This is a genomic window from Bacteroides intestinalis (assembly GCF_003464595.1).
GTDB lineage: Bacteria > Bacteroidota > Bacteroidia > Bacteroidales > Bacteroidaceae > Bacteroides > Bacteroides intestinalis_A.
Window position 1 is genome coordinate 366,626 of sequence record NZ_QRZF01000005.1, and the last position, 25,386, is coordinate 392,011.

The 25,386-nt window shown below is 42.4% G+C and carries 18 protein-coding genes; 5 read left to right on the forward strand and 13 right to left on the reverse strand.

Annotated elements, in window-relative coordinates; genetic code table 11:
• Positions 1-7: 7 nt before the first annotated feature.
• The gene (locus tag DWW10_RS09850) at positions 8-1,063 is read right to left on the reverse strand and encodes a Kelch repeat-containing protein (protein ID WP_022393161.1); all 1,056 of its coding nucleotides are present in this window, start codon (positions 1,061-1,063) and stop codon (positions 8-10) included.
• 198 nt (positions 1,064-1,261) lie between these two features.
• Between DWW10_RS09850 and DWW10_RS09855 the strand changes: the two genes are divergently transcribed.
• Positions 1,262-2,578 carry a DUF4270 family protein gene (locus tag DWW10_RS09855; RefSeq protein WP_022393162.1) on the forward strand — a complete coding sequence of 439 codons (1,317 nt, stop codon included), beginning with the start codon at positions 1,262-1,264 and terminating at the stop codon, positions 2,576-2,578.
• On the forward strand, positions 2,575-3,786 hold the full coding sequence (bamG, locus tag DWW10_RS09860) for a BamG family beta-barrel-assembly machinery protein (protein WP_022393163.1): 1,212 nt from the start codon (positions 2,575-2,577) through the stop codon (positions 3,784-3,786). Before DWW10_RS09855 ends, bamG begins: the two co-directional genes overlap by 4 nt.
• Positions 3,787-4,139: 353 nt before the next feature.
• On the opposite strand, the gene DWW10_RS09865 is transcribed toward bamG, so the two are convergent.
• The 3 genes from DWW10_RS09865 to DWW10_RS09875 all read right to left on the reverse strand — a co-directional run bounded on the left by DWW10_RS09865 (position 4,140) and on the right by DWW10_RS09875 (position 5,782).
• Positions 4,140-4,913 (reverse strand): LytR/AlgR family response regulator transcription factor, encoded by a 774-nt coding sequence (locus DWW10_RS09865; RefSeq protein ID WP_118420763.1) that lies wholly within the window; start codon positions 4,911-4,913, stop codon positions 4,140-4,142.
• 63 nt (positions 4,914-4,976) lie between these two features.
• On the reverse strand, positions 4,977-5,387 hold the full coding sequence (locus tag DWW10_RS09870) for a PH domain-containing protein (protein WP_022393165.1): 411 nt from the start codon (positions 5,385-5,387) through the stop codon (positions 4,977-4,979).
• A gap of 50 nt (positions 5,388-5,437) precedes the next feature.
• Positions 5,438-5,782, reverse strand: coding sequence for a helicase (locus DWW10_RS09875; protein ID WP_233560526.1), 345 nt, complete (start codon positions 5,780-5,782; stop codon positions 5,438-5,440).
• A gap of 232 nt (positions 5,783-6,014) precedes the next feature.
• Here DWW10_RS09875 and DWW10_RS09885 point away from each other — a divergent pair, with 232 nt between their 5' ends.
• Complete coding sequence (locus tag DWW10_RS09885; RefSeq protein ID WP_022393167.1) at positions 6,015-7,934, forward strand: tetratricopeptide repeat protein; 1,920 nt, start codon at positions 6,015-6,017, stop codon at positions 7,932-7,934.
• 77 nt (positions 7,935-8,011) lie between these two features.
• A complete protein-coding gene (nadB, locus tag DWW10_RS09890; protein ID WP_022393168.1) occupies positions 8,012-9,583 on the forward strand; it encodes an L-aspartate oxidase in 1,572 nt (523 codons plus the stop codon).
• A gap of 105 nt (positions 9,584-9,688) precedes the next feature.
• Here nadB and rbr read toward each other — a convergent pair whose 3' ends face one another.
• The gene (gene rbr / locus DWW10_RS09895) at positions 9,689-10,267 is read right to left on the reverse strand and encodes a rubrerythrin (protein WP_007216470.1); all 579 of its coding nucleotides are present in this window, start codon (positions 10,265-10,267) and stop codon (positions 9,689-9,691) included.
• 208 nt (positions 10,268-10,475) lie between these two features.
• Here rbr and DWW10_RS09900 point away from each other — a divergent pair, with 208 nt between their 5' ends.
• A complete protein-coding gene (locus tag DWW10_RS09900; RefSeq protein WP_022393169.1) occupies positions 10,476-10,769 on the forward strand; it encodes a DUF4884 domain-containing protein in 294 nt (97 codons plus the stop codon).
• Between the two features lie 25 nt (positions 10,770-10,794).
• On the opposite strand, the gene DWW10_RS09905 is transcribed toward DWW10_RS09900, so the two are convergent.
• The 8 genes from DWW10_RS09905 to DWW10_RS26410 all read right to left on the reverse strand — a co-directional run bounded on the left by DWW10_RS09905 (position 10,795) and on the right by DWW10_RS26410 (position 25,382).
• The gene (locus tag DWW10_RS09905; RefSeq protein WP_022393170.1) at positions 10,795-11,880 is read right to left on the reverse strand and encodes a glycoside hydrolase family 43 protein; all 1,086 of its coding nucleotides are present in this window, start codon (positions 11,878-11,880) and stop codon (positions 10,795-10,797) included.
• A 40-nt stretch (positions 11,881-11,920) separates the two neighbouring features.
• Complete coding sequence (locus DWW10_RS09910) at positions 11,921-13,954, reverse strand: NPCBM/NEW2 domain-containing protein (protein WP_118420761.1); 2,034 nt, start codon at positions 13,952-13,954, stop codon at positions 11,921-11,923.
• 37 nt (positions 13,955-13,991) lie between these two features.
• Positions 13,992-16,613 carry a glycoside hydrolase family 31 protein gene (locus tag DWW10_RS09915; protein WP_022393172.1) on the reverse strand — a complete coding sequence of 874 codons (2,622 nt, stop codon included), beginning with the start codon at positions 16,611-16,613 and terminating at the stop codon, positions 13,992-13,994.
• A 15-nt stretch (positions 16,614-16,628) separates the two neighbouring features.
• Positions 16,629-17,990, reverse strand: coding sequence for a glycoside hydrolase family 43 protein (locus DWW10_RS09920; RefSeq protein ID WP_022393173.1), 1,362 nt, complete (start codon positions 17,988-17,990; stop codon positions 16,629-16,631).
• 55 nt (positions 17,991-18,045) lie between these two features.
• A complete protein-coding gene (locus DWW10_RS09925) occupies positions 18,046-19,662 on the reverse strand; it encodes a glycoside hydrolase family 43 protein (protein WP_409012358.1) in 1,617 nt (538 codons plus the stop codon).
• 48 nt (positions 19,663-19,710) lie between these two features.
• The gene (locus DWW10_RS09930) at positions 19,711-22,155 is read right to left on the reverse strand and encodes a glycoside hydrolase family 31 protein (protein WP_118420760.1); all 2,445 of its coding nucleotides are present in this window, start codon (positions 22,153-22,155) and stop codon (positions 19,711-19,713) included.
• A 131-nt stretch (positions 22,156-22,286) separates the two neighbouring features.
• Positions 22,287-25,139 (reverse strand): glycoside hydrolase family 2 TIM barrel-domain containing protein, encoded by a 2,853-nt coding sequence (locus tag DWW10_RS09935; protein ID WP_022393176.1) that lies wholly within the window; start codon positions 25,137-25,139, stop codon positions 22,287-22,289.
• Between the two features lie 36 nt (positions 25,140-25,175).
• Positions 25,176-25,382 carry a hypothetical protein gene (locus DWW10_RS26410; protein WP_259320456.1) on the reverse strand — a complete coding sequence of 69 codons (207 nt, stop codon included), beginning with the start codon at positions 25,380-25,382 and terminating at the stop codon, positions 25,176-25,178.
• Positions 25,383-25,386: the final 4 nt, after the last annotated feature.

Sequence of the window (25,386 nt, forward strand, 5' to 3'; positions counted from 1 at the left end):
AAAAACACTAATCAACATCTTCCTGTTCATAGGGCAGGAGTTCATAAACATCATCAAAATAGCTGCTTCCCGAAGCCCCCGTCAACACAAAGCCACGCTTGCCCGTAGAGAAAGATACAGCATAGGCACGCGACGAACCTCCTGAACTTACATTGTGCACATTCGTAAGCGGCGTATAATCATCATCGGAGTCACCATACCACAAATCCTCATCAGGATCATACACCCAATAATCACTGGTCACGCCACTACGGGTTCCGGTAGCAATATACCCTCTTCCATCTATCACGAAAGATGCAGTACCTAAGCGCGCTATAGCATAATCATCATCATAATCTTCATCGCTATTAGTATTGGCAATGTCACGCAACTGAGTCCAGTTGTCACCATCAAATTTCCATAAATCATCAACCAGCGTGTTATTGTTCTGTCCACAGCAGACATAAGCCACATCATCTATAACGAAAGCCGTACCATACCAACGCTTGTATCCCCCGAATCCATTTACAATTTCCCATTGTTTTCCGGCAGCGGCATTAGGATTAAAGCGATAGAAATCTTTCAGATAATTATCATTGAACCCCGTACCCACATAACCGTACCCTCCGATTGAGAAAGCCAATGCACCGAGACGTACACCACCGCCAAAGTCATCCCTCTGCGTCCAGGTATTCGTAGCGGGATCATACTCCCAGGTATCTGCCAGATATGTGGGCTCGGTCTTCTGAATACCGGTAGTAATGTATCCTTTGTCATTCAAGGCAAACGAAGCCGCACTATGGCGTCCCGCTGCCGCATCGGGCATATCGGCACATTGTGTCCAATAATCTTCATCCATATTGTATTTCCAAAGGTCTTTCAGATATGTCTTATTCGACCCACGATAGCCACAACACAGATAACCTTTATTTCCAATGGTGAAACTGCTGGCCTGTCCCCGCGCTACACCGTCCAAGTCCGATCTTCTCATCCATACACCCTGTGTGTATTCATCGTCGTCCGTACAACTGCCAGCCAGGCATCCAACCGCCAACAGTATCATTCCAAATAATAGTCGATTCATTTTTCTCAGAACTTATTTTGATTTACTATATTTTTGGTAGCAAAAGTAGGCTACAGGTACTTCATCAACAAATATAACCGACAAACGGCATTAAATTTCCGGTAAATACCTTTACCGATAAAACCTGCCCGATAGCCGATTTTAATAGGAAGATATAGAAGTTTCATTTTCCTTTGCGACGAAATATTATGAGTTACAATGAAAAAGTTATTGTATAGTCTGATTATAATGATCGCCGTCATCTGTGCTTGCCAGGATGAAAATTCAGAATTAGGACAAAGTCTGGTGAGTAGTTCTTTCTATAATGTATATGTAGATACTTGTACGGTGGACATCAGTACCATTCTTATGGACTCCATAGAGACCAGGGGAGACAGTATTTGTCAGCTGGGACACTATAAGGATGCCTCATGGGGTGAAGTCTCCGCCGCTTACTATGCCGAATACTCTAAAAACAGCTTTACCCCCAACGAGGATTATAGTTACAGCTTCGACTCGTTAGTACTGAGGATGACACCTTCCGGCAACTTCTGGGGCGATACCTTAACACAGCAACGAATATCTGTTTACCGACTAAAACAAGCCATCTATCTGGACGATGACGAAGATTTATACAACAGTACTATCCTGCCTACCGAAAGTATGCCTTTGTTCACTTTCACTTTCACGCCAAGCCCCGGACGAAAGAAGGAGTTAGAAATACGTCTGCCCGATGAACTGGGAAAAGAGTTACTGAATGATCTCGTAACAGAAGAAGACTATTTCGACAGCCAGGATAAGTTCAAAGAAAAGTTCCCCGGACTGGCACTCATAGCCGAAAACAACGGAGAATGCGTCACCGGATTTATGGTGAATGATTCATCCATGGCCATCACCCTGCACTATAAGGAAGTGGCTAGTCAACATACGGAAAAAGAGCTGACCTTCAGTGTAAACACTGATTATGCCTACACCAGTATCCGCCACGATCGCACCAGTACCCCTCTCGCTACCATGGAAAGCGGAATAGAGAACCTTATTCACTCCGGCAGCTTGGGCAGACGGGCATATATGCAGGGATTGACGGGATTCTATAATCAGATAGAATTCCCCCATCTGAACAATTTGCAGGATGCAGGAGAAATTGTTTCCATAGAAAGCGCCACACTCTACCTCTATCCGCTGTCCGGAAGTTATAACAAGCTAAACCAACTACCGAAAGATATACGCCTTTACATCACAGATGAAAACAATGTATTGGAAGATTATGTATACGGCAGTGATGGTGTTACGGTACAGACCGGAAACCTGACAGTGGACGATATGTTAGGGCGGGATACTTATTATTCCTTTGACGTAACCGAATTTATCCGCAACAACTTCGGTACGTGGGGCATAAAACGGCAGAAGCTACTCCTGAGTCTACCAGAGAATGAAATGACAATGACTTTCAATCAAATAATCTTCACCAACGACCCCGACCAGGAGAGACAATGTAAATTAGATATCAGATTTAAAATATACAACGAAAAATGAAACATTACCACCGGATTCCTCTTATGCTGTGCAGCTTCTGTGCAGCAAGCCTCTCTGTCGTAGCCCAAAACAACACCAACCTGCCCACTTCCATGTATGGAGTGGGTGAACTGAGTACCAGTGACGGTGGACGTTATGCCGGAATGGGCAATATAGGTATTGCTCTGAACAGAACCGGATTCCAAAATACTCTGAACCCGGCAGCCATCACCCGAATGGATAGCACCTGTTTCATATTCGATGTCGGTGCATCGGTTTCATCTGCCCGTTATTCCTTTCAGAATGATCACAGCTCCAGCTTTATGGGCAATCCCAACCGCTTCAGCATAGGGTGCCGCATCTTGCCACGCTGGTATGCCATGATAGGTGCTGCGCCCTATAGCAGCGTAGGCTACATGATTCAGACCGAAGAAGAAGTGGAAGGTATGCCCGAAAGTTATACCTATTCCTTATTTGAAGGATCGGGAGGATTATACCGTTGTTATCTTACTAATGCCTTTGCATTGACCAAACGCCTGTCCGTTGGCGTAAATCTGGGTATCATACTGGGAACGGTAACCCAAAGCGAAACGCAAGAAAGTGCCATTGTGGAATACGAATCTTCCAAGCGTGCCTTTTATGCAGACTTCGGAATACATTATGAATTCAATACCACCGGCAGTCAGAAGTGGGCGGCAGGACTTGTGTTTGCCCCCTCCCTCCAGGTCAACCACGAAAACAATCTGACTTATAGCAATTCTTCCACCAGTGAAGGTGTCGATAAGAGTTATCATAGCCGGACGCAATATTTACCGATGCACATCGGCACCGGAATATCAATGACTACCGAACGTTGGGTGGCTACCGCCGATTATAATTATCTGGATTGGAGCCGTAATACCTCATCTTACACTTCCATAAAATACGAAAACCAGCACAAGTTGAACATCGGGGGAACCTATATTACCAATCCACGCCTCCCCCGCTCCACTGAATTAATGGGTGGAATAGGTTTAAGTAATTCGTATATAAATCTGCGAGGTGGAAAGATGCAATACCTGGAAGTGAGTGCAGGAGCAAGTTTTCCTATCCGGTACTCCTATCTTTCATTGGGTGCCACCTGGCGGAAACAGATCAACTCACGCAGTAGTCTGATGCAGGAAAGCCGATTTAGCGTAAATTTGAATATTACGTTTGGAGAAAGAATATCACGGTCAAAATTGAGGTAAGGGAATAATATTCTTCTGACGGGTTATGAACTAAAAAACAGGATAGCGGTGTATATTATTTACAAATGATATATATTCCTAAAATAATCGTATACTGAACCTAATTCAGTCGTATAGTGAATGCCATTCAGTCGTATACTTAATAGGGTTCAGTCGTATACTGAATAGGGCATGGTTTAACAACGCTGATAATCAGAAAGTTACAAAAGTCCACATTGCTATTGATAAATTCTGACAAATCCCTGCGATATATAGCGCAGCTACTTTATCACCCTATCACTTTACCACCTTATCACTCTTTTATTCCTTTCTGTATCATATGAGTCAATTTCGGCAACGAACATTGAAACAGGCTAAAGGACAGAATAGTCAGAAATATAGTTTTTCAACTTCTTCCGGTACACCTCTCCGATAGGGATACTTCTTTTATCCAGAGCAATTTTACTGCTCTCTATGATACGTATGCAATCTTTACGAATAATAAACGAACGGTGCACACGTATAAATTCATCAGAAGGTAATCTCTCCTCCATATATTTCATTGTACACAGGCTCAGTACAGGCTTTGGTTCATCCTTACTATAAATCTTCACGTAATCGCCCAACCCTTCGATATAAGATATTCTGGATATATCCAGACGGAAAATGCGATTGTCGGACTTCACATAAATCACTTTAGGCATTTCGGACTGTGATGTATCGGCCTGAGACTTTTCGGGAACGACAGTAAACGACATCCCTGTTTCACCTTTCAGGCTGAACCAGCGCGAAGCCTTATTCACCGCTTCAAAAAAGACAGGAAAATTGATTTCAGATATCAGATAATCCAATGCATCCAAGCGGAAGCACTCGGCGGCATACCGGGGGGTATCTGCAATAAAAATGACACGGGTGGACGGAGAAAGCAGTTTACTGAATTCCATTCCGTTGATTCCTTCCATTTCTTCCTGCCCGATTCCTACAAAGTAAAGGTGTACCTTGTTGTCATAATAACCCTTCAATGCCTCAATGGGATTACTGTACTTTCCACACAAAGAAAGAAAGGGTATTTTGGCTATGAACACTTCCAGTTGTTCACTCACCTGTCTGTCGGCATGCAAAATAGCACAAGTCAAATTCATCATCATTTCTCTTATTTTTAGAAATTAGACGAACGACTTTCCGGAAGACTGCAAAAAGGAAATCGAGAATTAATATTTCTTCACTTCACTTAAACGGTTAGTAAGAGTTTTTATGAACAAATCTTCCTTCACCGGAAGCAACACAGCACATTTTTCTTTCGTCCCGTACTTCACCAGCACATAGCGCATCACGGCGAAACGTCCTATTTTCATGGAAGAGGCACGCTCTACAGAAATAATGTCCTTCAGGAGTATTTCCTTTGAACGTGAAAAACGACCATAAAAGAGGATAAGCTTGTCATCCGTCGTCAGTGTATAGGTGGTATGAATAAGACGCTCAATAGCAATAATGAGCAGAAGCATAAAAAGAATAGTCATAATGGCATGTTTCATCCACATTTCATGAATGGTAATAGCCGTTGTTATCAGCAAAAATAGATATTGCCCCGCAGCAATGCGGGCATGAAAGATACGATTCATTGACTCTGATTTTTGCTGCTAAGATAGGTATTTTTACGAAACGAAGTGAGTTATTCTTCCAATATCTCCCTTAGTTTGTCACCTAACAGCTTTACTTCCTCCAGTCTCATTTTCCAACATACCGATTTACGGAACATATATACCTGCTCGGCAGGCAGGCAAAACAAGTTCTCTATTTCTTCTACAGACTGTCCAAGGGAGACCAACATACAAAGCAGTTCCTCATCTTTCGTAACACCGGGAACCAGTTCCTGTACTTTCCCTATAAAGTCCGGATAATGGAAAATAAAAATTTCACGGAAAACAGCACCACGCGCTCCGCAAAGCATATCTTTCGAAGCATAAGGCGAGTCTTCGGAAATCATTTCTATCAAAGCCCTACTGATCTCTTTCATACACAATCGGGATATTTTTTCCACTTTATTCATTGTCGGTTAGTTTTCTATTAAGCCACAAATTTGCAGAAACTATAAGATTAAACCATAAATAGCCAATATACAATCCAATATACAAAAATGTATCTTCCTCATTATCAATTACAAATAAAAGCCATAAAATATAGATATCATTTCTTTTTTTTCCAAATGGAATTGTATCTTTGCCCAAACAAAGTAAGTTTTTAGAATCATGAATATAGGAAAACCACTACTCTTGCTCTTACTATTTGTAGGAGCCTGTACTACTGATTCACATTCTCCAAACACAGAAGATGTCGGACAGTGGCAACAAACTGCAGAAAAACTCACCACATTACTAAAAGAGGAAAAGTTCCGGGAAACCGAAAATATGACTAAAATAAAGTTAGCGGAATTACTGGAAAATATAAATAATACAGAAGAGAATGATACACTGATTAAGTATGCCCGGGAAATACTTACCATTTCTTACTACAACTACTTAAAAAGCAAGCAAATTCGTTCCGGCATGGAATATATGGATAGTCTCAGCCAGATTCCATTCATACAAGAGAACTGCAAACATGAACTGTTATCTGCCCGGGCAAGTCTGCACCAGATGCATGGAGACAATGAACAAGCCATCGGGTTGGCCAATGAATACCTGCAACTACCCGACTATGAAGATGCCAACCGTTTTATCCCACAAGCTGAAATGATCAGCGGAGTTTATATCTATTCCGGAAACGACATCCCCCAAGCCATCCGGATATTGGAAAAAGCCATGAAAGCTTACCGACAAGGAGGAGAGTACCGGAATATGCTTCGCATCATGTCACGACTCGGTATTTATTACCGCCTTATCGGAGAATATGAAAAGGCTATTGCCATCAATCAGGAAGCCATCAGCAGTTATACCGACAGCATACCGCCCCAAAATATCGTAATAGCCTATGGCGAACAAGCCAACCTTTATGCAGAACTGGGCATGTACGACCGCGCCCTGCAACTGAATGCGGAAGCCCAACATTACTCGCTTCTGAAAGACAGTTTCGGGCTGGGTGACCTCTATCGCTACCGGGCATCCATATTCAGCCAGATGAAGAATAAGGACTCTATATTCTATTATTTAAACCAGGCTGAGAAGATATCAACTCTGCAAGGCAGTTTCAAAGGAGTATTTGTGAACAAAGTTACTACAGCAGAAGCCTATCTGGAGTATCCCGATTCTGTGCAGAAAGCACTAACGCTTGCATTAAGTATCTGCCCGGACAGTTCCCGCATGCCACAATGGGCCAAGTATGAGCTGGAACTTCACTTAGGACGGGCTTTATTGCAAACAGGAAAAGCTACACAAGGAATACCTCTGATAGAGAAAGCCGCACAAGGTTTTATAGGCATGGATATGAAATCCAGAGAACAAAAGGCCAACGACATACTTATGGACTACTATCTGGACATGAATATGAAGGATGCATTCATCCGTTGCTATAAACGCAGCCAGACTTTTACGGATTCGCTGAATTCAGCTGAAAAGATGCGTGCTGTTGCTGCTGCCAATATCCGGTTTGATACTGAACGGAAAGAAAAAGAAAATACTTTGCTCTCGGCACAAGTGAAACTGCAAAAGCAACAGTTATTCTATAATATATGTATTTCTATCGCCCTGCTGTTAATACTTATCATCTCCGTTGCCTACTTCATAAGCAAACGAAAAGCCAATCGCTTACTTTTGGAAAAACATAAACAGGAAATAAAGAAATTAATCACCCGCCAACAAGAATTGAACCGCCGTAACGAGCAGTTGACCGAACAGATAGAGCAGGCAATGGCTACCAATAACCTGACTTCTATCCGTCAACTGACCGGTCAGAGCCTCCTCAGCAAAGAGGATGAAAATGACTTCAGACAATCGTTTGCAGCAATATACCCGTTCTATCTACCCAAATTACGGGAATATTATCCGCAACTTACCCGCAATGAAGAGTTGCTTGCCATGCTCATCTGCATGAACCAAAGTACGGATGAAATAGCTCTGATTATGGGTATTAACCGTAACAGTGTCAACGTGATACGCTCGCGTATGCGAAAGAATATAGGACTTGCCAAAGAAGAGTCCCTGGATGAAGTTGTTAAACAGTTCTTATCATAATTTTGTGAATTAATATACGGGAAAAGTACAATGAAACTACTTATTTCGTAGCTTTGCAGTACTTAAACATACAAAATATGATTAGAGAGTTCGACTTTTTAGTAATTGGTTCCGGTATAGCCGGCATGAGCTTCGCTCTGAAAGTAGCTCATAAAGGTAAAGTAGCGCTCATCTGCAAAACGGAATTGGAAGAAGCTAATACATTCTTCGCACAAGGGGGAATCGCCTCAGTAACCAATACACTGGTAGATAATTTCGATAAGCACATTGAGGACACCATGATTGCGGGCGACTGGATCAGTGACCGTGCCGCCGTAGAAAAAGTGGTACGTGAAGCACCCGGACAAATCAAGGAACTGATAGAGTGGGGAGTAGAATTTGACAAGAATGACAAAGGAGACTTCGACTTACATAAAGAAGGCGGACACTCTGAATTCCGTATCCTGCATCATAAAGACAATACAGGCGCCGAAATACAGGAAAGCCTCATCAGAGCTGTAAAGACGCATCCTAACATTGAGATATTCAACCGCCATTTTGCCGTAGAAATCATCACACAGCATCACATGGGGATTATTGTAACCCGCCATACCCCGGGTATCAAGTGCTATGGAGCCTATGTATTGAATGAAGATACAGGCGAAGTAGACACTTTCCTTTCTAAAGTAACGCTCATGGCTACGGGTGGCGTAGGTGCCGTTTACCGTAATACTACTAATCCATTGGTTGCTACCGGAGACGGAATTGCTATGGTATACCGCGCCAAGGGTTTCGTACAGGATATGGAATTTATCCAATTCCATCCAACTGCCCTTTATCATCCGGGAGACCGCCCCTGTTTCCTGATAACGGAGGCTATGCGCGGGTACGGTGCCGTGCTGCGTAACATGGGAGGTGAAGAGTTTATGCAGAAATATGACCCACGTCTTTCTCTTGCTCCTCGCGACATTGTGGCACGTGCCATCGACAGTGAAATGAAACAACGTGGTGACGATCATGTTTATCTGGATGTTACCCATAAAGATCCGGAAGAGACCAAGAAGCATTTCCCGAATATTTACGAAAAGTGCCTTAGTTTAGGTATTGACATCACAAAGGACTATATACCTGTGGCTCCTGCCGCACATTATCTGTGTGGTGGTATCAAAGTTAACCTGGACGGAGAGTCTTCTATCAACCGCTTGTACGCTGTAGGAGAATGTTCCTGTACTGGTCTGCATGGAGGCAACCGCTTAGCTTCCAATTCTTTGATTGAAGCTGTTGTCTATGCCGATGCTGCTGCCAAACATGCACTAAGTATGCTCGACCGTTATGAATTCAATCATGAAATACCTGAATGGAATGCAGAAGGGACTGTGACTAACGAAGAAATGGTGCTTATTACTCAAAGCATGAAAGAAGTCAACCAGATTATGGGTGCGTATGTAGGTATTGTACGTAGTGATCTGCGTCTGAAACGTGCTTGGGTACGTTTGGATATGATATATGAAGAGACGGAGGATCTTTTCAAGCGCAGCAAGGCATCCAGAGCTATTTGCGAGCTGCGTAATATGGTTAATGTCGGTTACCTGATTACCCGTCAGGCAATAGAACGCAAGGAAAGTCGGGGATTACACTATACGATTGATTATCCACACGCAAAGAAATAGTATAAGGATCTCCCCCATGAGGGTATACTGCTTATAATGCAAAACGCCCGGATGTTTCTTCAAGCGAAACACCCGGGCGTTCTTTATCATAGAAATAAGAATTTCTTAATAGTTTTCTTTCTTCACTTCGAAGTAAGCCTGCGGATGCAAGCAAGCCGGACAAACTTCTGGAGCTTCTTTACCTGTGAAAATGAAACCACAGTTACGGCATTGCCATACTACTTCACCTTCCTTGGCAAATACTGTAGCATTCTCAATATTATTTACGAAAGCCAGGTATCTTTCTTCATGACCTTTTTCGGCAATTGAAATGTTGCGGTACATAGCAGCGATTTCATAGAAACCTTCTTTTTCTGCTACGTCAGCAAAGTGAGGATAATCCAGAGACCATTCTTCGTGTTCACCGGCAGCAGCTTCTTTCAGGTTATCCAATGTAGTGCTGATAACACCGGCAGGATAGCTTGCAGTAATTTCTACCATACCACCTTCCAAGTATTTGAACATACGTTTAGCGTGTTCCTTTTCCTGATCAGCTGTTTCAGTAAAAATAGCAGCAATTTGTTCGTAACCTTCTTTCTTTGCTACACTTGCAAAATAAGTGTAACGCATTCTTGCTTGTGATTCTCCTGCAAATGAGGTCAACAGATTCTTTTCTGTCTGAGTTCCCTTAACACTTTTAGCCATAATCTTTTCTCTTATTTAGTTAGTAAATTACGTATCAATTGTCGTTAGTCATTCTTATTAACAACACAAAAATAAAGATTTTGTTTGGTATTTACACACTTTTTATTCATTGTATTTATCTATGAAGGCATAGATAAAACCTATTTCCGGAAATATAATTCGGGAAAAACTTTATCTTTGTATTTGGTAAACATAAATACTTCCGACTATGAAGACAATAACTAAATTATTAATTCTCTCATTCATAATGATGGGAATTACAGCTTGTTACACTTCTATTCCGCTAAAGGTAGGTGAATCGGAGAATAATACGACCTATCAGGTCAGCTATCTTTTTGAGCACGATGGGTGCAAAGTATATCGCTTTTATGACAGAGGCAACTATGTCTATTTTACGACACGTGGGGATGTTACATCCATCAAGAACGATTCGACTCAAGAGCGCAGAGTTACAATCTATAGAGATACGATCTATTCAGGCAACAACGAACTAAAACCTTAATAGTTACCTGTGTAAGTCAGCGCCTTCAGTTTTTTCGAGATTCTGTATCATTCTGCACTATTTCTACCACAACTTCTTCTTCGTCAGTGTATGGATTTACAATCTCGGCTACTTCGGCGGCAGTCTTCGGCTTCACAGTAATACCTTCTTTGGTCTGCTCAACATACGCCATACGTCCGTCGGGTAGATAATAAAGATAGTCAACGCACACGCTTCGGCGCCCTGTGGCACCGGATTTTCCATCTATGGTAAGTATTGCATTATGATAGAACAGATAGTTTTGTCCCTTGAATTCAATGATTCCCGGATGTATGGTAAAGCTATTTTCTGCCATTCCTGTCAAGACTCCACGATAGGTCCATGGACCTTCCATACTTGGTGCCGTGGCATAACTAATGGTTTCACGCCCCTTACCCATCGATGCATAGGTCAGATAGTAAAGATTTTCACGCTTATGAATCCATGGTCCTTCCACAAATTTCGGCATTTTAAGAATCTCTATGTTTCCGTCCAGTTCTGTCATATTGGGTTTAAGTTTCACTAAGAAGCAGGTACCATTGCCCCAGCTCATCCATGGTGTGCCGTCATCATCCACAAAAACGGTCGGATCGATATCGTTCCACCATCCACGAGGACCGTTAGGAGTCATATCATCTGTAATAAGCGGTGTACCCCGAGCATCGATGAAAGGGCCTGTCGGACTATCCGACACTGCAACTCCTACCACCTTACTATTATATGGCGCACCCGCCTGTACCGTTGTATAATAATAGAATTTCCCGTCTTTCTCTACAACCTGGGAAGCCCATGCTTCGCCAACTCCCCATGAGAAATCCGTAGGCTTCAGCACACTTCCATGATCAGTCCATGTTTTCATATCTTTTGTTGAATAACACAGCCATTCGGTTATGTTAAAGTCCTGTCCTTCTTCAGCCTCATCGTGACCCACGTAGAGGTAAAGCCTCCCATTATGTACCATGGGCGCCGGATCGGATGTAAACTTATCCATAACTACCGGATTACCCTCCGAAGTAAATTTCACTTCATTACTTTTCTCGCCGCAAGCGGATAAGATCAGATATAAACTAACAATAAAAAGAGTGTTTCTCATGATAAAAACAATTAAGTAAGTAATTATATTTTTTTACATTTCATTGAACCGGTGTAAATTTATAAAGAAGTACACCATGGGCCGGAACATTGAGTGCCAATGGCTTCCGTCCTGTATCCAAGGTTCTTATATCCTTTTGTCTCCAGAGATCACGCACAGTTTGTTTACCCGTAATATTCAGTTTACCAAAATCACGGAAAGAGATATCAGCCTTTTCCCGGTCGAAATTACAGAAACCAACCGCCTTACTGCCATCTTCTAGTTCTTTCACATAAATACGTAATTCCCCTATTGAATATACACATGTGGCCTGTTTACCCAAAGGATCCTGATTAACAGCTATCACCTCATTGTTAGTCAGCAGACTCAGGGTAAAATCATCCATTTTCTCCAAGTCACAACCTATCAGAAGCGGTGCAGAGAATAAACTCCAAAGACTGAAATGGAGATACTGCTCATCAGGTTTAAGCTTGGTTTGGTGAGGATTTCCCCAACCTACAATACCTAGAACCAGCATGTCCGGATCATTCCAGTTACCGGGTTTCGCCCATGCAGCTGCACGGTCCTGAGAAAGAGCGATGCCTTTTACACTTTCCCAAGTATCGGTGATATCGTTAGTCGTGCGCCAGCACTGGCCGCCAACGGCATCTCCCCATTTCCAGACATCCCCCATACCATACTGACACAGGTTATAAACAATGTCCCTGGGCTGCTGACGCAAATAATCGCCCATAATCTTAAATGGCTTTCTACCGGCAATTGAATCCCCTCCCCCTTGAAACGCCAAGGAAGACACGCTGTAAGGATCCTTATCCAAATCACGGTCAAGTACTCCCCCGTAACTGCACCAGTCATATTTCAAATAATCAAGCCCCCATTCGCCATACATATCGGCATCTTGCTTTTCATAACCATAACTGCCTACACAACCTCCGCAAGTCCACGGACCAGGTGAAGAATAAATACCCACTTTCAGCCCAAGTGAATGTATGTAGTCCGTTAACCCTTTCATATCAGGAAATTGGGCATTAGGTATGATATTACCCTGATCGTCACGCAACCGTCCACCTCTGGTCCGGTCGTTGGGATCTCTGTGATGTTGCCATGAATCATCTATATTGATATAAGTCCAGCCATAATTCACTAAACCACTTTCAATCATAGCTCTTGCCGCTTGTTTCACTTTCTCAGCCGAGACTTCGTGTCCGAAGCAGTTCCAACTGTTCCATCCCATCGGCGGAGTAAGAGCAATTCTGTCACCACACTCAATACGAAGTTTTCTTTCTGCCGTTCCTTTCACATTTTTCGCCTGTAAAACCACTTCAAATGTACCAGCTTTGGTTAGCTTACCCGTAATCAAACCCGTTTCCGGGTGAATCTCCAGTCCTGCCGGTAATCCCTCCGCTGCAAATCTCATCGGACGATCTCCTGTAGCCGCTATCTGATATTGAAATGGCGAACCGGGACGCACTCCAAACACAGAGGCCCCATTAATTCTCGGCGTCGCGGGAGCGGGTGGAGTCAGTATATAAGGTTCCGTAGCAATGAATTTAAGTGTAGGAAAACTCTTCTTTCCTTTTGATATTATCTTTGCATCTGCCCAGTCGGCATGGTCATAGTAAGGCCCGTCACCACCATCAGCAACTATCAGCTCAAGCCTTTTGACTCCATCCAATGAAACCGAACATAATTTAGGCACATCTCCTGCCTTTACAATCCCACTGGACCAAAGCCTGGCTCCATCTCCTATTACAATAAATTCGGCAGACGTTTTATGCTCGATGATCTCATCATCCAGCCCTACCTGAGCCGTAAATGATACGGCTTTGCCATCCAATTGAATTGCTATCTCACTGACTGAATGTGTACCTACTCCACGTTCAAACGTTTGTCCTCCGATTGTCAAGGTTTTACCGTCAACCGATCTATTTTTCATAGCTACTCCATTACCTTGAGTCATAGCTGTCAGATCCAAATCATCAAGCCACACAGTATGAGATTGACCACATCCTGTAGTAATGGACGCTATTACAAACCCTACGAGGGTCAAAAACTGCTTCATATTATTCTTCATATTTTAAGATATTTCCAAATCATTGCCTCAAAAAACACTACAGTGATATCACCATTGATTCTCCCTCATAGACAATGCTCTTATTCACTTTTGACTGATAAATTCCAGTACCTGACTCCGGCGTTACAATTACAATATTAAAGTCCATTCTTTCCTTCATTCCTGCAAACGAACCTTTTCTGTCACTGATAGTAAGGGTCTTATCCGAATCATTCCACTTCAGATCAAACGTGCTGAACTGACCTTTCTCATAATTGTAATTGATTCCTTCGTCTTCATAAACAGAATAAGAACCATCAGCCCCCGGATAAATACGGATTTCCCACGGTTGTTCCGTCTCCTCCGATGCATATTGCTTCTGAGGTCCCAACGGCAATATAGAACCCGCTTTCACAAATAAAGGAGTCTTCATAAGATCCACATTTACATCTGTGAATATACCTCCCTTATGAGGTGTACCATTCCAGAAATCTACCCAGCCGGCCGAACATTCCGGAAGATAAACCTTCATTCGGTTAACACCGCTTTCTACCACCGGAGCCACCAATATAGAAGGTCCGAACATGAACTGATAGTTTTGTTCCAGTGCAAAACGGTCTTCAGGGAAATCCATCACCAACGGACGCATCAAAGTAGAACCATTGAATGAAACCGCAGCATTTTGTGAATAGATATAAGGAAGAAGTCTATAACGTAAATCCAGATACCGGGCAATGATATGTTCCACCTTTTCTCCATATCTCCACGGCTCGGTATTACTCATATAGCCATGCACACGCATCAGCGGGAAAAATGTTCCTGCCTGTATCCAGCGGATCAACTGTTCATGGTATCCGGTATTTGTATACTGGTCGCCCGGACGGAAGAACCCACCTGCATCATAAGTCCACCAAGGCAGTCCTGTCGCCATCTGCCCCAATCCCCCTACGATTTGCCGACGTAAGGTTTCCCAGTCATGTCCTACGTCTCCCGACCATGTGGCGGCTGCATAACGTTGCATTCCTGAAAATCCACTGCGAGTAAAAATCATAGCTCGCCTGTCAGGATCATCCTGACGTAAACCTTCATAGATTGTCTTGCTGACATACATCGGATATACATTCCGGTACACCTCTCCCGGAGTTTGTTCACGATTGATGCGACGGTTCTGCAAATCATCATTCTCCGGTTCAGTAGCATCCTGCCACCAGGCATCAATACCATATTTCAATAATCCGGTACGGAAATTCTGCCAATAGAAAGCCGCCGCGTCCGGATTGAAAAAGTCAATCCAGTCACTGCCCGGTATGTAATATCCCTTTTCCTTGGCTTGTTTTCCCACTTCGGACTGAGCATCGATTTTAGACCATACAGAGATCATCAGACGCACATCCATCTCATGAAGTTCCTTCATCATACTTCCCGGATCAGGATATCTGTCTTCATCAAACTTCATGGCATTCCAGCCATATTTTCCCCAATATTGCCAGTCCTGTACAATCATATCGATAGGCAATTTCCGTTCCCGGAATTCACGGGCATTCTCCAGCAATTCCGCCTGAGTATTATAACGCTCCCGGCAATGTATATATCCCAGAGTCCATAAAGGCATCATGGGGGCAGGTCCGGTCAGTTCCCGATAGCTGGCGATCACTTCATCTCCGTTACCGGCGAAAACCGTATAATCTAACATTTGGGCAACCGGAGAACGGAATACAGTCTCTTCTGAAACAGGACGCCAATATAACACAGGCTTATCATTACGTTCACCTTGCACTTCTATATCGTGCTTACCGGCTGTCAGCTCCACAATGGCAGAAGTAGTGGGAGGCAACCATAAATTATTGACATCCACAATCTTTTGTCCGTCGATAACCAGATAATACTTCCGTGCCATTCGTTGTCCCACATCCAGCAACAAAGAATAACTACCGGAGCGAGGTACTTCCACCGAAGCTGTAAACGAATAGGTTTGCCTGGTTTCCTTTACATTTCCACTCGTACCGGTGGTATTTACCGTAACAGCCTCTCCACTTGCATTGGCGGGAGTCAACTCGACAGATTTATCTGCCGGATTAAAATCCGTCAATCCATAGTTGTTCCACAGCAGCCCATAGCCTTTACTTGAAAGAATAAAAGGAATAGAAATCTGCGTATTCACCTGTGTCAAGCGCCGTGTCAATCCCCGGATATTTAGATAACCGTCCTGAAACTGCCCTGTACCATATATATATTCATCTTTCGGAGAAACAAAACGCTGTTCCACCTGATAGGTAGGTTCATTCTGTACAGAAGAAACCTTCATGAAACGCCCGCCAACTTTCTCTTGAAGAATGATACGCTTATTCGCATCTTTAAAAGTCAAGACTTCCGTACCTTTGTCGAATTCCACTGAAATTTCATCCAGAGATAGAACCAGCGATTGCTTATCTTCTGTAACTTCATATTCAGGAACAGGAAGTTTTTCTGTATAGATAAGCTCTTCCATAGGCGCCGAACCCGGTTGGGAAAACTGTACCCGGATAGCATTTTGATTTAATGGTATCAGCGAAAGCAATCCCTGTTTCAGTTCAAGAACGACTTTCTCTTTTTGCTTTGAAGCACATGCCGTATTCAACAAAACAACACAGAACAACAGGATGATTCCTGTTGTTATGATATACTTCCTTTTATTCCTCATAGTATTTAGTACAAGTTATTTAGAAAACATCCAATAATCAAAATACATAAGATTGGTAGCAGGCCGCCCCTTTACTACAAAATACAAATCATGTACTCCGATCACTTTTGTAATGTCAATAGTCCGTAAGTCCCAACGATCACTTCCTCCTGTACGCGGTACCTTCATTGTCCCTATCAGTTGCCCGTCGACACCATCCAGACGGATTTCCAGATTTACAGGATCATTATGTGTAGTTCCTATTCTGGCACTGAACTTCGTTGCACCGGTTGCCTTGAAATCTACACCGCGAACACAAGTATAACTACCATTCTTCATTGCCGTAACAAAAACACCCACCTGATCATTTTTGAAAGACTTGAACCCTTCAGAAAAAGCAATAGTCTCCGCTTCCGTTTTTACATACGGATTCAGTGTCGTAATCCCTTTTGTAATACCCTCTGTCATCTTCAGTTGAGGAATAGATCCGTCTTTGTTGAATTTAAGTTCCTCAACACATACCGAACGGTTGAATCCACCACCTCCGGGCAACTGTCCGTTATGATAGAAAAAGTAAGTTTTACCCTTGAAATCAATAACTCCCGGGTGGATGGTAAACGCTCCGCCACCGGCAGGCATCACTACTCCTCCATACTTCCATGGACCTGTAGGGGTATCGCTGGTTGAGTATCCGATATGCTCGGGCAGCGGACCTCCCGGCCAGAATAAATAATACTTCTTATCCCGCTTATAAAGCCAGGGGCCTTCTTCATACAGAGTGGCTCTCTGGGCATCGCCTTCGCGTTTACCAAACGATTCTGCTACCAAAGGTACACGCACAATATCCCCACTATAAGAAATCATATCTTCATTCAACTTCACATAATACAGGTTGGGATTTCCCCAATACAAATAAGCCTGTCCGTCATCATCAATAAAAACAGTCGGATCAATGTCTCCCCATTCACTCTGAACCAATGGCTTTCCAAGCGGATCATAGAAGGGACCATAAGGACTATCAGCTACCGCCACACCAATTGCACCTCTATTGTTTATATTCGAAATCATGGGTACGTACATATAAAACTTACCATCTCTCTCAATGCATTGTGGAGCCCATGCATCCCCTTTTGCCCAACTAAAATCAGTATATGATAACACAGCGCCATGATCCGTCCAGTTCACCATATCACTGGTCGTATACAATCGCCAGTCATTCATCGTAAACCAGGTAGAATTATCCTCATCATGGGTAGTATAAAGATATACTTTATCATTATATACCATTGGGGCCGGATCAGCCGTATAATTTGTCTGAATGATTGGATTTTGTGCCAATCCCGAAGTACTCACCACTACCAATAGCGATGAAAGGAATAAAGATTTCATTTTATCCATATTGCTTTTTTTAGTTTGATTATTCTACAATTAATATTTCATGAATATCAAGATATTATTTATTAATAGTCACCCTATCATTGGCCCTCTCGTAGTCAAAGTAATCAACGTCGACATAACCTCCCAACGATTTTGTTGCATAGTTAAAGATGGCAAACTTACTTCCCATAAACAGTTTTGTATAATCAAAACGCATTTTGAAATCCGTTCCGATCTTCTTCCATTCCTTATTGTCCAGGCTGTAATAGAAAGTAGCAATATCCCGCTTCGGAGTAAAATCACCTTCTATACGCAAATAAATGATATTCTGATTAAGTTCTACCTGTTCCTTTTCCTCTACATCCACACTTGCGATAGCTTTATTGGGAGTATTATCAAAGTTGACTACATTGGTAGACATTACAAGTCGTTTTGCATCTCCCTCCTTCACCACAGACAAAAGTCCGGAATGTCCATTGAATGCACTGAAACCTGCCACATCGCCATCTTTCATATTCGAAATATCAAGCGAGACAGTAGCCTTACATTTCGGTCCTTCCATACGCTGTGTAATTGTATTCGGAGCAAGATACAGATTATCAACCACCCGGCTGGTTTCTAAACGTAAATATCCCGGTCGTTCTGTGAGCGACCACTTGTCATCCACCGGATTGTGATTCCATTGCCAATAGAGTGAAAGTTTCTCTCCGTTGAAATCATCACTTCCAAGTATTCCTTTGGTATTTTCAGTCGGATATATCTCTTTTTCCATCGTCAAAGGCACATGTCCATTTTCATCTCCCAGCATCGGCCATCCGTCTATCCAACGGCAGGGCATAAGAGTAGGTACCCGGCCTATTCCTCCGCGATCCTGAAAAATAACTCCATACCAATCTCCTTCTTCCGAGTCAATAATACAACCTTGACCTACTCCTCCATAACCATCAAAATCATGTTCCAGGATAACCTTCTTCTCATAAGGCCCTGTTATCTTGTCTGCACGATAACATACTTCCCTGCGCACCCGACCGGGGATACTCCAATCCATAGAAATCATCAGCAAATAATACTTTCCGTTATGTTTCACAACCTGACTTCCTTCCAGCAAGCCTTGTTCATCAGCATCCCGTTCAAAAATCTTCATACTGACTCCATCGGGTTTCACATCCGACAAGTCACTCTTCAACTCCTTCAACTCACCGGTTCCATAAAATACATATACTCGGCCGTCATCATCAAAGAACAAAGAAGCATCATGAAAATGCTGTGTTCTCGATAATAGTTCCCACTTCCCGGCCGGATCTTCCGCCGTGAATATATACGACCGATAGGGTACATCATTTGGCGAGAATAATACATAGAATTTACCATTATGATAGCGTATGGAAGATGCCCATTGTCCGCGTCCATAAACAGTTCCACCAATCAAATCATACTTTGAGTTATCAGTCAGCTTATCGAAGACATAGCTCACTGTTTCCCAATTCACCAAGTCTTTTGACCTCATAACAGGTCCACCGGGCATCAAGTGCATGGTGGTACTTATCATATAATAATACTCTCCTGCACGCGTAACGGACATATCCGGTACATCAGCATAAATTACAGGATTACGATACGTCCCCTTCACCGACGTTTCCGAACCGGAACACCCCATCAGTAATGAAGCAACAGTCAGCCATGCTAACATCATCTTATTCATGATACTCTTAATCTTTAAAATCTATATTTCCAAATAACACTAGAATTTCACACTAACTCTTTTCCCTTTGTAGTCAACAACTTTCCGAGTTCCATCTTGAAGTACGATTGTGAACTTTCTATTATTCAACATTCCCTTATATGCACCTTTTCGAGCCCCTATGGTCAACTGGCGTGATGTATTATTCCATACGACAGGAATCTCTGTATATGCTCCCAGTTCATAATTATAGTTATCAAATTCATCCTCATAAAGAACAAAGGAACCATCGGCACCGGCATATACTCTCAATTCAAGGTTATCCCACGGTTTTTCCGTTGCATACTGCACCTTAGGACCCATTGGAATAATACTGCCTGCCTTGACATACAAAGGAATGACATCGATAGTCGTTTCCTTTTCTATTTCCTGTCCACCGTCATGCTTTTCATTCGTCCAGAAATCATACCAGGTAGCACCCGCCGGCAAATATGCCTTTGCGGACTTAGCCTGCATAAAGTCTACCGGAGCTTTATCCTCAAACTTCTGAGCATTATTTCTATTCCAACCATCATTCTCATTTACCTTCACTACCTTTTCCTGAGTGTACTGCGCACTGACCACCGGCGCTACAAGAATGGATTTACCAAACATATACTGGTCTTTTATATCCCATACATTCTTATCACCGGCAAAATCCATAACCAAAGCACGCATAAAGCTCGATTGACGTTCAGTCACTTCCCAAGAAGTGGAATATATATAAGGCAACAAAGAATAACGCAGATTAATCATCTTTTCAATAGCATCATATACAGGTTCGCCTTTTTTCCCAAATTGATAAATTTCTCTCGGTGTATCTGCTCCATGCGAACGCATCATCGGAGTAAATGTCCCGAATTGTAGCCAACGTACATATAATTCCTGAAACATTGGATTCTTAGGTGCACTCCCGTCATTCCAACTCTTGTTATAATGTCCGGCAAAGAAACCACCAATATCAGTATTGAAATTAGGATTTCCGGTAAGAGTAAAGTTTAAGCCTGCCGGAATCTGATTACGCAGTGATTCCCAGGAAGATCCGATATCTCCCGACCATACATTGGCTCCGTAACGCTGCTGCCCGGCAAATACGGAACGGGTAAGAATAAACACACGTTTATCGGAAGTTACTGCACGCTGGTTATCATATACTCCACCTACTGTCAACAGCGGATAAGCATTGCGTACTTTACGGAATGAACCCAGATAAGTCTTCGTATTAAAGTCTTCCGGTTTCCAGTCTAAATGGTCAGGTTCTGTAGAATCCATCCACCATCCATCCATGCCTAATTTAAAAATGCCTTCATTCAGATATTTCCAGTAGATATCACGAGCTTTTGGATTATAGGCATCGTATACACGTACTTCGGAGGGATATTCCATATCGGGTGGCCAAGTTTCAAGTCCCGACTGAGGCCATGTAGAGAAGTTAAACAGCATACCTTTCTTATCCAGTTCTCTATAAGGTTTGGTCATTGGTCCAAACGAAGACCAGATAGAAATCAGCATGTGCGCATTCATTCCATGTACATCATTAATCATCTTTTGAGGTTCGTTGAACAACGGATTTTTGAAATCCATAGCATTCCACAAATAATTGTGTCCCCAGTATTGCCAATCCTGAATAATTCCGTCAAGAGGAACACCTAATTCACGATATTTTCGCACCACTCCTACTGTTTCTTCCTGACTTTTATAGCGTTCCTTGCTTTGGAAATAACCGTAAGTCCACAAAGGAAACATGGGTACCTGTCCGGTCAATGCACGCATTTGTGCAACTACACCATCAGCATTTCCGCCATACATGAAGTAATAGTCTATACAATCTCCTACTTCAGATTGAAAAGACGTCCCTTCCCCTTTATCAGCAAAGTTAGTTGGTGAATAATTATCCCAGAAAAGACCATATCCTTTCACTGACTGTACAAATGGAACCACGTCCTCCACATTGCCCTGTACAAGGTGTTTGGTTTGATTACGTTGTGACATTTTTCCATTCTGGAGGATTCCTAATCCATAAAGAGGTTCATCTTTATCCAAAATAAACGATTGCTTGATTGCAAACGTTTTTGTTCCTGCATCATCAAAATCAGTGAACTCAGGCTTTCCTTTTTCACTGAGCAACGGCTCTCCTTTCGCATTAAAGAAAGACACAACACCAGATTCCAAATTAAGAGCAATCCCCATTTCACTACTTTTCAGTCTTACAATATTGCCTTCCTTAGTAACGGCAGTCTTCACCTTCTGAGGAGTTTCTATTACAGAAAGACTCTCCTTTGTATACTCCCACCCATTAGGAGATTTTAGTATTCTTACAATTGACGGAGTATAGAATTGCAATTCTACATCTACAGAATTAATGGTTGCCTTAATTCCCTCAGGAATTTGCTGATAATCTTGCCCCGCAAGTGGGATACAACAGCACAGCGCCATTAATATTAATACACTTTTAATTGATTTCATGGTATTTATTACATTTAATGATTAAAATTCGCATTCCATAATTTTGTACGATACAAAAATAACTGCATATCACTATACACCTTTTTCAATATTAGATATTTGACTTTCAATATTAGATAAATTGATGGCTATCAATCATAATATTCCATCAAATAACCATAATAATAAGCTTGATTGCCATCCATTGTATATTCATCCAATGTTCTTGCCCCCCAAGAATCAGCACCTCCTACGCCATGAATATTCAAATCAATATTCACATTCACATAATCGCGTTCGGGTAGTTCATAAGCATGTCTGCTCTTTTCCAAATCTTCCTCACCATACGGCCACACACGAAAGCAGAGCGGTTGCAAACCTGTCACTTTTATCGTTCGGCCCTCCTTATCATTCAGTGAAAACCAACGGATATCACATCTGTTTGCATTATCCTGTGGAAAAGCATAATCCGTGACAAAACTATTGAGATCCGTTGCATAACAACCGACTAAAGCAGCCGTTTTCCTATCCGGATAGTTCTCAAATTCACCACGACCATACCATTTGACATAATCCATGGAAGAAGGTAAACGCATCCTCATTCCAAACTTAGGCATTAATGGGATCTTTTCTTTTTCCGGTTTATAGAAAGCTTCAACTTGTATCTTTCCGCTCCCATTTACAGTATAGCGCAATTGATAAGCAGCACCTACCATAGGCAACGACATACTAACCTCCACTACAGCCAGCCCATTCTTCACAGAATAATCCACACCTTCGACTACACGTTCACCAGCAGCGTTTTTCCATATTCCTAAACGGTTATTATAACCATTATTCATCTGATTACTATTCGCCGGTTTCCAGAAATAAGGTTCCAAAGGGGCATATAGAATTTCCGTTCCATCATTTTTCCAACTTGTCAAAGCACCGGATTTCACATCTACAATGAAACAATTCAATCCAGCCATTATCTCAATAGCAACCGGTGACGCATTCACTTCAACACTTCCCCCTTCCAAGGTAATAGACTCCGGCTTGGCCATATTCACCAAAAATTGCTCCTTACTAATAACAAAGCCTTTTTCAGCCCAGCATGTACTCTGTTTCAGCTTGGCAAATACATTCAGGAAAAGCTCACCCGATCCCGTGAAAACGGGAATATCCAAATGATCTCCAGCTACAAGCGGTACTTCTCCCGACTTTACAAGTTCACCATTCTGCAACCATTCATACTCATAATCGAACTCATCCAAAGCCGTAAATTCATACTTATTGGTGAGACGTACCTTATTCGGCCCTTCAAGTGAAAAACCAATATTCTGATACACTTTCTGAACCTGATAATAGTGTGGGTGAGGAACACGGTCAGCTCCAATTAAACCATTAAAACAGAAATCCCCATTATTAGGAAAATCACCGAAATCTCCTCCATAAGCCCAGAATTCACCTTCCTTCAATAGCAAAGAACCTGAATTCTCCACTCCTTTCTTATATTCCGGATTTATCTTCTTTGCAATTCCCTGATCGACCCAATCCCAAATAGCCGCACCTGAAACGTGGTCATTAGCCTCAATGACATCCCAATACTCCTGCAAATTGCCTACTGAATTTCCCATGGCATGAGCATACTCACGCATAAAGATAGGTTTATCACGTTTTTCCCGGGCATATTCCTTAAACTTTCCGGGAGTATAATAAGAAGGATCATTAAAAGCCGATACAGAAAGATCGGTATCGCTAAAAATAATACGTGAAGCATCTATGGCCTGTATTGTATCTGCCATAGCCTGCATATTGCGTCCGGCACCTCCTTCATTACCCAAAGACCAAAAGACCACACAAGGGTGATTCTTATCTCGTTGTACCAATGCAAGTGCCCTGTCTACATGCGCTAACGTCCATTCCGGGTTATCACCAAGTATTTTATTACCTAAACCATAATCATGACTTTCCTGATTAGCCTCATCCATCACATAGAAACCATATCTGTCACACAATTCATAAAACAACGGGGAATTAGGATAGTGTGCAGTACGGATCATATTAATATTGGCTTGTTTCATCAGTCTCAAATCCTTTTCCATAGTCTCCCTGTCCACAAGTCGGCCGGTGCGTGGATGATGTTCATGGCGATTCACTCCCTTCAATTTAACAGGCTGTCCATTAAACTTAAATACATTTCCATCAATCTCACATTTCCATATTCCTATATGTGATTGAAACTCCTCAACCACCTTCTTACCATCGTAAAGCCTAATTTCAACATCATACAAGTTTGGCTTTTCCGCCGACCATAGCTTCGGATTTTCCACAACAGATGACAAAGTATAGCAGCCTGTGGATGTTGCCGGCAAATTCTTTACAGGAGTGATTAACCGTTTCACAAATCTTTCCTCATCCCGATTCTTCCCTTTTAATAGAACCTCAAGACTCAGTTTTCCCGATTTACTGTCCGACAAGTTTCTTAACCAAACTTTTGCCTTAAAACCGGCAAACGAAAGATCATCTGCCAGATCGGTAGTCAGCGAATAGTCTTTTATATGGATTTTAGGGCGTACCCATAACTCTACCGGGCGATAAATCCCACTAAAACGCCACATATCCTGATCTTCCAGATAGCTGCCATCCGACCAACGGTATACCTCTACCGCCAGACGGTTTTGCCCCTCATTTACATATCCGGTAATATCAAACTCCGCCGGAGCCATGGAATTCTGGCTATATCCTACTTTTTTCCCGTTAATCCATACATACATAGCCGACTTAACTCCTTCGAAGTGCAGATACAATTGCTTATCTTTCATATCCTCCGAAACATCAAAAGTTGTCACATAAGACCCCACCGGATTGCGATTCTCATAACTAAAAAAATGCTTGGGAGGTTCTCCTGTCACTTTTGGCTGGTCTTTCTTAAAAGGATATGTCCAATTGGTATAAATAGGTTTTCCATAACCTTGTAACTGCCATGTCCCCGGTACAGAAATGTTATCCCAGCCACTCACATCAAAATTATTTTTATAAAAGTCCGACGGCCGACTTTACGGATCGGGAGACCAATAAAACTTCCACCTCCCGTTCAAAGACACAATCTCTTCACACGAGGATTTCCCGGACGGCAACGTCAATGTACTGTGATACTCCTCTTTATTGATACCTACCACGCGAGGATTTTCCCAATCAGGCACTTGCTGTGCACGCATCTGAAAGGTAAAACAAACAGTTAACAGAAATATATAAATTCTCATACTC